The sequence below is a fragment of the Bacillus sp. AR13-1 genome (assembly GCF_008042285.1).
In the GTDB taxonomy this organism is placed as follows: Bacteria; Bacillota; Bacilli; order Bacillales; family Bacillaceae_G; genus Bacillus_A; species Bacillus_A mycoides.
The window spans coordinates 231,997-244,573 of the sequence record NZ_QNUA01000006.1 but is presented as its reverse complement, the minus strand read 5'-3'; the positions used below and the strand labels follow the sequence as shown (position 1 = coordinate 244,573).

Annotated in this window: 11 protein-coding genes and 1 pseudogene; 5 read left to right on the top strand and 7 right to left on the bottom strand. The window is 35.9% G+C overall.

Annotated elements, in window-relative coordinates; genetic code table 11:
- Nucleotides 1-5 precede the first annotated feature (5 nt).
- Nucleotides 6-863 carry a YitT family protein gene (locus DN408_RS04040; protein ID WP_002125914.1) on the bottom strand — a complete coding sequence of 286 codons (858 nt, stop codon included), beginning with the start codon at nt 861-863 and terminating at the stop codon, nt 6-8.
- 100 nt (nt 864-963) lie between these two features.
- Between DN408_RS04040 and DN408_RS04035 the strand changes: the two genes are divergently transcribed.
- Nucleotides 964-1,095 carry a DUF3941 domain-containing protein gene (locus tag DN408_RS04035; RefSeq protein ID WP_001120851.1) on the top strand — a complete coding sequence of 44 codons (132 nt, stop codon included), beginning with the start codon at nt 964-966 and terminating at the stop codon, nt 1,093-1,095.
- A gap of 130 nt (nt 1,096-1,225) precedes the next feature.
- Nucleotides 1,226-2,083, top strand: coding sequence for a peptidylprolyl isomerase PrsA (prsA, locus tag DN408_RS04030; protein ID WP_002125911.1), 858 nt, complete (start codon nt 1,226-1,228; stop codon nt 2,081-2,083).
- A 154-nt stretch (nt 2,084-2,237) separates the two neighbouring features.
- On the opposite strand, the gene DN408_RS04025 is transcribed toward prsA, so the two are convergent.
- Together DN408_RS04025 and DN408_RS04020 are read right to left on the bottom strand one after the other, a co-directional pair.
- Complete coding sequence (locus tag DN408_RS04025; RefSeq protein ID WP_078178435.1) at nt 2,238-2,933, bottom strand: hypothetical protein; 696 nt, start codon at nt 2,931-2,933, stop codon at nt 2,238-2,240.
- A 200-nt stretch (nt 2,934-3,133) separates the two neighbouring features.
- Complete coding sequence (locus DN408_RS04020; RefSeq protein WP_002011240.1) at nt 3,134-3,988, bottom strand: CvfB family protein; 855 nt, start codon at nt 3,986-3,988, stop codon at nt 3,134-3,136.
- A gap of 284 nt (nt 3,989-4,272) precedes the next feature.
- On the opposite strand from DN408_RS04020, the gene DN408_RS04015 reads away from it, so the two are divergent.
- Nucleotides 4,273-4,764: a YajQ family cyclic di-GMP-binding protein gene (locus DN408_RS04015; RefSeq protein ID WP_002030284.1), complete on the top strand. Its 492-nt coding sequence runs from the start codon at nt 4,273-4,275 to the stop codon at nt 4,762-4,764.
- Between the two features lie 18 nt (nt 4,765-4,782).
- Here the strand turns inward: DN408_RS04015 and DN408_RS04010 are convergent, their stop codons facing one another.
- Entirely contained in the window at nt 4,783-6,144 is a 1,362-nt protein-coding gene (locus tag DN408_RS04010; RefSeq protein WP_078178434.1) for an alpha-amylase family glycosyl hydrolase, read from the bottom strand.
- A 157-nt stretch (nt 6,145-6,301) separates the two neighbouring features.
- Between DN408_RS04010 and DN408_RS04005 the strand changes: the two genes are divergently transcribed.
- Nucleotides 6,302-7,534 carry an ammonium transporter gene (locus tag DN408_RS04005; RefSeq protein ID WP_003187921.1) on the top strand — a complete coding sequence of 411 codons (1,233 nt, stop codon included), beginning with the start codon at nt 6,302-6,304 and terminating at the stop codon, nt 7,532-7,534.
- Nucleotides 7,535-7,740: 206 nt separating this feature from the next.
- Here DN408_RS04005 and katB read toward each other — a convergent pair whose 3' ends face one another.
- From katB to asnB, 3 genes and pseudogenes are all read right to left on the bottom strand, one after another.
- The gene (katB, locus tag DN408_RS04000; RefSeq protein ID WP_002125906.1) at nt 7,741-9,207 is read right to left on the bottom strand and encodes a catalase KatB; all 1,467 of its coding nucleotides are present in this window, start codon (nt 9,205-9,207) and stop codon (nt 7,741-7,743) included.
- Nucleotides 9,208-9,265: 58 nt separating this feature from the next.
- A pseudogene (locus DN408_RS03995) lies at nt 9,266-9,721 on the bottom strand (ferrochelatase).
- Between the two features lie 189 nt (nt 9,722-9,910).
- Nucleotides 9,911-11,758: an asparagine synthase (glutamine-hydrolyzing) gene (asnB, locus tag DN408_RS03990; RefSeq protein ID WP_016126693.1), complete on the bottom strand. Its 1,848-nt coding sequence runs from the start codon at nt 11,756-11,758 to the stop codon at nt 9,911-9,913.
- A gap of 242 nt (nt 11,759-12,000) precedes the next feature.
- Here asnB and DN408_RS03985 point away from each other — a divergent pair, with 242 nt between their 5' ends.
- On the top strand, nt 12,001-12,555 hold the full coding sequence (locus tag DN408_RS03985; RefSeq protein ID WP_002030292.1) for a DUF2777 domain-containing protein: 555 nt from the start codon (nt 12,001-12,003) through the stop codon (nt 12,553-12,555).
- The last annotated feature ends 22 nt before the right edge of the window (nt 12,556-12,577 follow it).

Genomic DNA, 12,577 nt, shown 5'->3' with positions numbered 1-12,577 from the left:
CCTCCTTAATCTTTTCTAAACAATCCAAACACACCGACCGTTTGCAGTATATTTGTAAATGCACCTGGGTCCACTTGTTTAATAACCCTCTCTAATTCGTACAACTCGTAACGAGTAATAACAATCATTAACATTTCTTTATTTTCATTTGTATAAGCACCTGTTGCTGGTATAGTTGTAATCCCCCTCACTAAGCGAGAGTGAATCGCTTTTCGCACATCTGCCCCGTTCTTTGTAACAATTAATGCCGTAATCTTCACATGACGGGTATGAATCGCATCAATAATTCTCGTTGATACATACAAAGTGACTAAAGTATATAATGCCTTTTCCCATCCATACACGTAGCCAGCAGCGATAATGATAAGTGCATTAAAGAAGAAAAAATACGTGCCGACAGGCTTATCTTTTATTTTTGATAAAATCATAGCAATAATATCTAGACCACCTGTAGAAGCCCCCCACTTTAAAGCAACCCCTACCCCAATCGCTGAAATAATCCCACCAAAAATCGCATTCAATATAATATCGTGCGAAACCGCTCTAACTGGGATAATTTCTAAAAACAAAGTCATAAATACAACACAAAGAAAACTAAAAAATGTAAAGGCCTTCCCAACCTTTTTCCACGCTAAAATAACGACAGGAATATTAAACAAACTAAACAATACCCCCGTAGATATATGAATAGATAAAAAGTCACCTAATATTTGTGACAATAATTGAGACAATCCAGCAAAACCACTCGCATACACTTTCGCTGGTGTTAAAAATAAATTCATCCCAATCGCATTTAATAAACCCGCAATAATTACAACGACTAACTTCTTAATAAGTTCAGTATAATTCAGCTTCAAATCCATTTCTAATCCACCTTTAGTATTCATAAATGCACCGCTATACATAGTCTTTACGAAAAAGGAAATGATAAACATACAACGTTTAGAAATGGAGTTGATACATATGCCACATACTAGCGATAACGACAAAAAAGCACGCGACAATAATGCAAAGCGCACTCAAAAAAATGAACAAGAGCAAAAAAATATTCAGCAAGGAAAACGTGCATATTCTAAGAAAACCGATCACCTTTGATTACATCGTACATCAACGTTAATGTTGATGTACTTTTTTTACATTTTGCAGGAAAAAAACATTAAAAATTCACTTCATGTTCACTTCTATATTCTACAATAGCGATAACATATTCGGATGAGGTGTTAGCATGAAAGGAAAAAGTACATTCATTATCACTGCACTAATAAGTATATTAATGCTATCTGCTTGCGGACAAAAAAATGACTCGGCCACAATCGCTACAACAACAAACTCAACCATTACGAAGAGCGATTTCGAAAAACAATTGAAAGATCGATACGGAAAAGACACGCTATACGAAATGGTAGCACAAGATGTTATTACTAAAAAATATAAAGTATCTGATGATGCAGTAGATAAAGAAGTAGAAAAAGCAAAAGATCAATATGGAGAACAATTCAAAGCAACACTAGAAAATAATCGTTTAAAAGATGAAGAAGATTTCAAAAATCAAATTAAATTCAAACTTGCATTGAATGAAGCGATTAAACAAAGCGTTACAGAAAAAGATGTGAAAGACCACTATAAACCAGAAATTAAAGCTAGTCACATTTTAGTAAGTAACGAAAATGAAGCGAAAGAGATAAAGAAGAAATTAGATACCGGCACTTCATTTGAAGAATTAGCAAAACAAGAATCTCAAGATTTAGCATCAAAAGATAATGGCGGAGACCTCGGATACTTCGGGGCAGGAAAAATGACACCTGAATTTGAAAAAGCTGCCTACAAATTAAAGCCCGGCCAAATTAGCAATCCCGTAAAATCACCAAACGGCTATCACATTATTAAACTAACTGATAAAAAAGATTTACAACCTTACGATAAAGTGAAAGACTCTATACGTAAAGACTTAGAAGAAGAACGTCTTGCCGACCCTTCCTTCGGTCAAAAATTATTACAAGGTGAATTAAAAAAGGCGGATATTAAAATAAACGATAGTGACTTGAAAGATACATTTTCTCATCTTTTTGGGAAAGAGAACTAAAATAAAGCACGATCTTATTGAAAAAATAAGATCGTGCTTTTTTAATCTTCTATCAACATTTTTAACTTTTTCTTCAAGATTTTATAATGCCAAGTGATATGATCTAATTCTACCTCCATTTTAATTCGATGCTTATACCTCTTTCTCTAACAAGTTATATGCATTTCAAAATTAACCACGGATACCACAATACCTCTTCTGCCTCAATTTCCCCATCATCAATTAAATGGATAATCTGCTTTGCATCTTCATACTTATCAACAAGTGATAATTCATTTAATTTCTTACCAAAATCCTCTTGTAAATTATTATGAATAAAAGAATAAAAATTATTGTTACTAAAACCACATATATCAAATCCTAATATTTCATCGTTCTCAACATCAGCAGGTAATGCACTTTCGATAAAATCATATATAGAAACTTCAAAATCATTTTCTTCTCGCTCATTCATTAAGAAATCCGTCCGATACTCTTCTGAAAAATGCAAACTAATAATCTCTAAATTTTCTATCCCTTTTAAATAATTTCGCTTAAAGAATCTCGCATCTTCTAAATTTTTAAAAGCATTCGGCCACGAGAACTTTTCTTCTTCCATTAGTGTATCTAAAAAAGATTGTCCACTTTCACGTTCCTCTTTACTAATCTTCAACCTTCCATTTATCATCTGAGCAATAGGATCATTTTTATTTGAATTACACCAAGGGAAAAACCAATAATCCGGAAATGTAGGCCGAATCCCATTACATATTGTTAAAATCTTTTGTGATAGCCCCTCAATATTGCATTCTTTATAGATAAGTTCCCTATCGTAGGAAATTATGAGGTATCCGGAACTATAATATTTCATTTACATACCTCATTTCTTTTCAATCAAAATTAAATTCAAACTCTCTCTCATATAGATATAACTATCTATCCCTTCTATATTTTTAAAAATATTCCTCTTCCAATGATTCTCTTACTCCCTTTCTCCTTTTGTGCCGAACGTAAAAAGAACTACCTCCTCCCTAATAAACTTAGAGAAAAAATAGTTCTTTTTCATTTATCTTATTTCTTAAAGTAAGTCCAGCCTTCTTCTTGGTAAATCTTTTCTTCTTTCATCAGTTTACCAAGTGCGCGCTTAAAGGCAGCTTTACTCATATTGAAACGTTCTTTAATGTCTTCTGGGTTGCTCTTATCCCAAAACGGCATCGCTCCGCCTCGTTCTTCCATATATGCATAAAGTACTGCTGCATCATCTTCCATTCCTTCTTCTTTACGAGGAAGAAGTGAAATGTTAATTGTACCGTCATCTTTTACGTCAATAATACGACCTGTTACGCGCTCACCGATGCGGACTTGTTCTTTTCTTTCTGTATGGTGTAAGAAAGCACGGAAATGCTCGTCAGTTAGTATGAATGAACCAACTTGAAGTGAGCGATACACACGTCCATTTACGTTTTTATTACGCATAGATGGCGTTGCATCTACGATAATTTCTTGCATATCACTGTCTCTTGCCGGAAGAGCAATTAAACGATCACGATTCGTTAATTTTAACGTACAATATAATTCGTCGCCTTCTTGAGGCCATACTGGCATATAAATTGGAAACTCATCAAGTGGAATTAGTATATCTTTTGATACACCAATATCAACAAACACACCTAAACTAGGAATAACTTCTACAACCTTTACCCAATTCCAATCATGTGTTGTAATAATTGGTTCCTTCATTGTTGCTGAAATACGATTTTGGTGATCAAGGTATAAGAATACATCAATCGTATCGCCTTCTGCAATTTCTCCAGCTAATTCGTTTTTATGTAGGAAGATTTCTTCCTCTTCGTTTCCAACCATATATCCGATTTCCGTTTCGCGTAAAACAGTTACCTGTTCAATCGATCCTAATTGCAAATACATATTTTTTAATTCCCTTCTCTATATATAAAGTTATCTTTTTTATCATTCCAAACAAAAGTTAATTATAACACGATTTTTCCTTTATTTGTCCAACTGCCCAAAATTCACTATAATTAAATAAAGACTGTATCTATAGGACTATATTCCCCTACGGATGATCCGTCAAAACACTTAAGTTGCAACACTCTATCTAATCGATGTATTTTCCGCTATACTTTAATATGTATATTACATAGCCTATTTAGGTGCATGAAAAGATAGAAATTTATTTGGAGGTGCTAACTATGGCAAAAGAGAGTTCTTTTGACATCGTTTCGAAAGTAGAATTACCTGAAGTAACAAACGCAATTAACATCGCATTAAAGGAAATCCAAAACCGATATGACTTTAAAGGTAGTAAAAGTGATATTAAATTAGAAAAAGAAGTACTTGTTTTAACTTCTGATGACGAGTTCAAATTAGACCAAGTAAAAGACGTTCTAATTTCTAAGCTTGTAAAACGTAACGTTCCAATTAAAAACTTGGACTACGGAAAAGTTGAAACTGCATCTGGTAATACTGTTCGCCAACGTGCAACTCTGCAACAAGGTATCGATAAAGATAACGCGAAAAAAATTAACAACATCATTAAAGAAATGAAATTAAAAGTAAAAACGCAAGTACAAGATGACCAAGTACGCGTAACAGCGAAAAGCCGTGATGACTTACAAGCAGTAATCGCAGCCGTTCGCAGCGTCGACTTACCAATCGACGTACAGTTCATTAACTACCGCTAAGAAAAAAAGATCCTCTATCTATACAGAGGATCTTTTCTTTTTAACCGCAATTAAAAAAGCAATAAATAATACGTTCACACCGACTATTAAGGAGATAAACAACCAATTCACACCTGTTTCTTCGCTAACTTTATACACATTCGACTCTTCGCGCTTTAAAACAAGATAAAACTTTCCGTTTTCTTCTCTTATAATTTCGTCTTCTAACAATCCTCTTAACTCTTGTTTTTCACCAATTGCACTTACAGGTAAGGAAACCTTTTTCGTCTCTTTCGTATTATTAATCGCTACTAGTGTTACTTCATCTTTATACTTTCGTTTTAATACACTCATTCCATCTTTATCATATAGAAGTTCAAACGTACCACGTCGTAAAGATGGTCTCGCTTGTCTAAGTTCACCTAGCTTCGTTATGTGCTGCATAAACTTTTCATCAGATTTGAAATCCATTAATCGTCTATTATCTGGAGCATCTCCCCCGTCTAATGCGATTTCAGTTCCGTAATAAATATTCGGTATCCCCGGGGATGTTAATAAGTAAGTGATCGCTAGTTTTAAACGAGACGGTGGGTAATACATATTTTCTTTTGCAATACGTGCAAATCTCTTTGTTTCTTGATTATCTAAAAACGTAGCGAATTCCTCTTCTTTTCCGCTCACATCATATAAAGGTTTCACAGACATATCTGCTTTTGAAAATGACTCTACTATTTTTTTATAGTACTCATTATCTTCCTTTGTCATAATGCGAAAATCTTTCTTTACCTTCTGCAAATCCTTTTGCACTTCATCCCAAAAAGCACGCGGCTTTTTTTCACTATGTATCACATAACTTCCGTCTAAATCAACTTCTTTTATCCACCATTTCATCGAGTCTATTAATTGTTGCTCATTTTCTGCATACGGAAATTGAAAGACAACTTTCATTCCTTTTTGATGAGCCACTTTTACAAGTTCTTTCACATCATTTTCTGTTCCGAAATGTTCATTTACTTTTTGAAAGTTTCGAACGCCTAATCCATCATACTTTTCACTTTCAAAAAGCGGCGAAAGCATAATAGTAGTAAATCCCATTTCTTTTATGTAGTCCAATCTTTTTATAATCCCTCTTATATCTCCGCCCTGATACCCTTCTAAATTACCAACGTCTAACTGTTTGTCATTTTTCGGTTCTCCGTTATTAAAGCGATCAATCATAATGGAATATATAACTTCATCTCGCCATTCCCTTTTTTCTTCCGCAAAAGTATGTACTGGTACAAACAAAATAACAGCTAAACAAAAACAAATGAATAGTTCCTTAGTCCATATTTTTTTCACACGCATCCCCCAAACTTCTAATTGTAAGAATATTATACCAATTATTAGAACAAATCGCATACGTTGATTTTATCCATCCAAAATACCTAATGTTAGATTTTCTAACATCACTTAAAAAGTTTTCTGAATTTTTAGTTGATTTTTCTTTTTATTTCGAATATGATATGAAACATAACAAGAAGATGTTATTTTTTCTAACATCATAGGAGGAGAGAGAATGAATACGGGAGATACAGTTTTTATGTTTGTAACGACAGTAATGGTCATGTTGATGACACCAGGATTGGCACTTTTTTACGGGGGCATGGTTCGCAGTAAAAACGTACTCAGCACGACAATGCATAGTTATAGCGCAATGGCTATCGTTTCGATTCAATGGATTGTTATCGGCTATTCTTTATCATTCGGACCAGATTGGCACGGACTTATCGGCAATCTCGATTGGTTCGCTCTAAACGGAGTTACCTACGCACCAAATCCAGACTACTCATCTACTATTCCTCACAATTTATTTATGATGTTCCAACTCATGTTCGCTATTTTAACTCCCGCTTTAATTTCAGGTGCATTCGCCGAAAGAATGCGATTTTCTGCCTTTCTTATTTTCATCCTTCTTTGGACAACAATCGTTTACAATCCTGTCGCTCATTGGGTATGGGGCGTTGGCGGATGGCTGAGAGAACTCGGCGCGTTAGACTTCGCTGGCGGTAATGTCGTTCATATCACATCTGGTGTTGCCGGTCTTGTATTAGCTATTTTCCTTGGAAAACGAAAAAACATAAGCGGCACCTCTCCTCATCATTTACCATTTACAATGTTAGGCGCAGGCTTACTCTGGTTCGGCTGGTTCGGTTTTAACGTCGGTAGTGCATTATCTTTAAATGACGTAGCTTTAACTGCATTTATTAATACAAATATAGCCGCCGCTGCCTCAGCTCTAACTTGGATGCTTTCTGAATGGTTCTTCCAATCAAAACCGACTGCGATGGGAGCTGCTTGTGGGGTTGTTTCTGGTTTAGTCGCAATTACGCCGGCTTGCGGATTCGTTACACCTTTCTCCGCTCTTCTTATCGGAGCAATTGGCGGTATATTATGCTTTGGCGCTGTCTTCTTCTTAAAAACGAAGTTCGGATACGACGATACACTCGATGCATTTGGATGCCACGGCATCGGAGGAACTTGGGGTGGTATTGCAACTGGACTATTTGCAACCACTACTGTAAACGGTGATGGCGCTAACGGATTATTTTACGGAAACGCAGCTCTCCTTTTCAAACAACTTGTAGCAATAGGAGCAACATATGCATTCACAATCATAATGACGTATGCCATTATTAAAGCGATCAACTTCTTCCTCCCTGTTCGAGTCGATGAGCATGAGGAACATATGGGGCTTGATATTTCGATGCATGGGGAGAAAGCTTATGAGTATACTGAGCGAGTGAACTAAAAAAAGAGAGGCAATCTATTGGTAGTAGATTGCCTCTCTTTTTATTGTACAGGGCGGCAGCATACCCCGCCTTGTATTTTCGTAAATATATCAACGTTTTTTCAAATATATCGATTTACCAACAAATTCCGACATAACTAAAACGAAAAATACCCTGCATGATTTTACACAAAAAAGACGACCGTTTAACAGTCGTCTTTTCCTATTTATTTCGGAGTATTCCCTACATATTGCGTAATATCAACATTTAAAGCTTGCGCTAAGCGTATTCCATACTCTTGATCTGCACGGAAGAAATTACAAACAGCTAATAATTTCGTGCGCTCATTTACGTCTTTTAAGTCATTTGTTAAGTTTGCAATTAAGTTATCTTGCTCTTCTTTAGAGAATGAACGGTAACGCTCACCCGCTTGCTTGAAATCATTTGGTTTGTCAATTTTTTCACGAGATACGTAGCCTTCTACTTTCATAGTTGAATCGCGGTAAGTTGGGTCTTCAACTGGATTTTCAGTATGACGGCTCGGTTCGTAGTTTATTGTAGATGGGTTTTGATCCACTTGCATCGCACCATCACGTTGTTGATTACGAACAGCTGCGTATGGGCAGTTTACAGGAATTTGTAAATAGTTTGCACCAAGGCGGTAACGCTGTGTATCTGGGTAAGAGAATAAACGACCTTGCAATAATTTATCTTCAGATGGTTCAATACCATTTACAGTTGCACTTGGAGAGAACGCCACTTGTTCTACTTCCGCAAAGAAGTTTTTCGGGTTACGATTTAACGTCATCGTCCCTACTTCAATTAATGGGAAACGATCTTCTGGCCATACTTTCGTCGGATCTAATGGATCGAAATCTAAAGAATCCGTTTCTTCTAGTTGCATCACTTGTACGTGTAAATCCCACTTCGGATAATTTCCTTTTTCGATTGCATCGAATAAATCACGAGTTGCATGATTGAAGTCTTTTCCTTGCACTTGCTCGACTTCTTTTGCACTTAAGTTACGCACACCTTGCTGTGGCTTCCAATGATATTTAATGTAAACAATTTTACCTTCTGCATTAATCCATTTAAATGAATGTACGCCGAATCCTTCCATTTCACGGTAGTTTGCCGGTGTACCATAATCAGAAAATACCCACGTCATCATATGTGTAGATTCTGGAGTTAACGTCATGAAATCCCAGTAACGATCTGGTGTTTGAACATTTGTATCAGGTGCTGGCTTTAATGAATGCACCATGTCAGGGAATTTAATTGCATCACGAATGAAGAAAACTGGTAAATGGTTACCTACGATATCGTAGTTTCCTTCTTCTGTATAAAATTTAACAGCGAACCCACGCGGATCACGAGCTGTCTCTGGGGAGCCTTGACCATGAATAACCGTTGAGAAACGAACGAATACAGGTGTTTCAGTTCCTTCATTTTGTAAAAACGCTGCTTTCGTATATTGTTTCATGCTGTTTTTCGTTACGAATACACCGTGAGCACCTGCACCACGTGCATGCACAACGCGCTCTGGAATACGTTCACGATCAAAGTGCGCAAGTTTTTCTACTAAATGATAGTCTTCTAACAATACCGGTCCACGGCGACCAGCTGTACGAGAATTTTGGTTATCTCCAACTGGAGCACCTTGGTTTGTTGTTAAGCGATTATTTGGATTCATCAAGGGGATCCTCCTCTTTCTCTCATAGTAATTATTATTTATTTAAAATCATTATAAACTAATTATTATTCAAAATTAAATCATTGTCAACTGTTTCCTTCATTTTTTTGGAAGCAATTTCAGCTAAACAATCAATAAATACAGATTGTGAATTGGGCATATTTAGTCTAAAATATGCGGCATTTAATTCATCAGTTACAACTTTACATTCATAATCGGTGTCATATAAAACTTCTAAATCGATCAATTTGTTTTAAACCTAAGTAACAAACAAATTCATACTCTGTAAACATTTTATTCATTGAATCTGTTAATTTATGCGCCTGCTCTTTCATTATTTTCCCAAGCGGTGAAATTCCACTAATTGCTTTATACCGTCCGATTAAATTTTGGAGCGCTTCTTCAGAGATTGCTTACGCCCATGACGAATGTGAGTATAATAAGCTTCTACATCATCTAATGACTCCGGTGTTCCATATGCCATTACAAGCAAACCTATTTTCTTCTTCGTCATCTATATAGCACCTCAATTTTGGAAATGAGAATCTTTTTCAAGAACATTTGTTTCCAATTATAACAAGCAATAATAAGTACGTCAAAATAATAATTCTAAATAAGTATTATTTCTAATATGATTTCGAATTTTATATGACAATTTATTTAAGAAAAAGAGCGGCTCACATAAATATAAGCCGCTCTTTCCCTATTCCTTAATATTCACCCCATACTCTTTAAACCAAACATGAATTTGCGCTAAATGAGCTAAAAGCTGCGGCCCAGTCATTAATTGACCAAACCACGGTTTTTGAAATGCACTGCCGCCAGACTGGATCAATCCGCTCAATTGCTCCTTATCGAACAATTCATGCAAAATTGAGCCTTTATCCGTTAATAAATCTTGGAGCCATACTGTGACTGCTTTCGTATAGTGCGGGTTATGCGTTTTCGGATACGGACTTTTCTTTCTATACAATATATCATTTGGAAGTAATCCTTCTAAAGCCTTACGCAATAGACCTTTTTCGCGGTTTTTATACATTTTCATTTCCCAAGGAATATTCCACGCATATTCGACAAGTCGGTGGTCCGCAAATGGAACGCGTACTTCTAAGCTTGCCCCCATACTCATACGGTCTTTTCTGTCTAATAATGTTGTCATAAACCATACCATGTTTAAATAAAATAATTGTCGTCTCTTCGCTTCTAATGGGCTTTCTCCCTCTAAAATAGGAACTTCTTGAATGGATTCTTCATAGCGTTGTTGTACATATTGTTGTAAATTTAATTTATTTCTCCATTCTTTCTTCAGAAGTTGTTCACGCGCTTCTGTAGAACGCATCCACGGAAATGCACTTGATTGTAAATCATCTTCTCTATAAAACCACGGATAACCGCCGAATATTTCATCTGCACATTCTCCAGATAAACCGACGACAAAATCTTGTTTTATTTCACGGCAAAACCATAATAATGAAGAATCAATATCTGCCATACCAGGCAAATCGCGAACGAGTACTGCTTCTGTTAAATACTGTGCTAGTTGTTCATTAGAAATGACGCAGCGATGATGAATTGTTTGAAATGTCTCTGTCATTAAATTAATAAATGGTGCATCTGAATTCGGCTGAAACGCATTCGCTTTAAAATATTTGTCGTTATCTTCATAGTCAACAGAATACGTGTGCAATTGACCTTTCCCTGATCTTTCATACTCTTTCGCGGCAATTGCTGTGATAGCACTTGAATCTACACCTCCTGATAAAAAAGTGCATAGTGGTACGTCAGAAACTAATTGTCTCGTAATCGCATCTTGTAATAAAAAACGAGTTTTCTCTACTGTTTCTTCAAATGAATCTTCATGTTTTTTACTTTCTACATTCCAATATCTCCATATGCATAAACCGTCTTTTGAGAACGTCATTGCATGACCCGGACGCAGTTCTTGAATACCAGCATATACACCGTGACCAGGCGTTCTAGATGGTCCGAGGCCAAATATTTCTGACAACCCTTCTAACGTTACTTCCGCCTTCACATCTGGATGCGCTAGTATCGCTTTTAACTCTGAACCAAATAATAATCGTCCGCTATCATATTTATAAAAAAGCGGTTTTACACCTAATCGATCTCTGGCAATAAAGACTCGTTCATTTTTCTCATCCCATACTGCAAACGCATATATACCGTTTAAATGATCGACACATTCTTCTTTCCATTCAATATAAGATGCCAATAGTACTTCTGTATCGGAATGCCCTTTAAATGTATAACCTCTTCTTAATAACTCTTTGCGAATATCTTCTGTATTGTAGAGCTCTCCGTTATAGCAAATCGCATAACTCGTTTCGTTTTTTAAACAAGTCATGGGTTGTTTACCACCTTCAGGATCTACAACGATTAACCGTTTATGCCCAAATGCGACGTTCCCTTTAATCCAAACTTTATTATCATCTGGACCGCGTTTCGCTAGCGTTTCCGCCATCTTCGTCACGATGTCCCTTTCCCCTTCTAATGAGCGTTTATAATCCACCCATCCTGTAATCCCGCACATAAGAATCATCCTTCCTAATCTAATATCTGTTTCTGAACGTGCAGTAATCCCCACCCTATGAGTGCGGATACATAAAAACAACAAACTTGACGATAACTAACTATCCATATATGGAATAGCAGTTTCACAGTGTAAAGCGTGTTTTATTGTATGCCCATCTATCTTTAGGTGTGTCTAGTTATAAAGAACGTACGAACTGTCCATAACAAGAATAACTATTTCTATAAAAGGAGAAATGAACTATGATACAACGCAAACATATTTTGTATAACCAACCGCGCGCTCATACAGTCGGTAATGTAGAATATATAAACAAAGAATGGGTATTCTTTGATGATGAAAATGATGAGGCTTTTCTATTAGAAGATATTGCTGAAGATGGTTTTGAAATTTTATATAACAACAATTGGCTACCAGCTCGTTTTTATGAACAAGACATATTACAAATTGCAAATGAACAACATTCTCTCCAAAACGGAGAAATGATACGAATTCGTAAAAAATTACTTCTTAGCTATAATGAATGGCTTGAGGAATTACCTGACTCTGTCTTTACATTATTAACTGAGGCATTACAATCGCTTCATTACTCTTTATATGATTGCATGTATTGTCATAATTATTTATCCTTCTTGCCAAAAGAGGAAGCATGCGAAGGAGTAAATATTCTTTTATTTGATAATGAAGAGATGATTTGTACATTGCAGCATCATTTTGTACGCCACTCTTCCTCTAATAAAAATATTTTGCGATTTACGAAAGTAAACGGAGAAGAGTTGCATATTGATGCGACATAAAATAAAAACCACCTTATCTCCC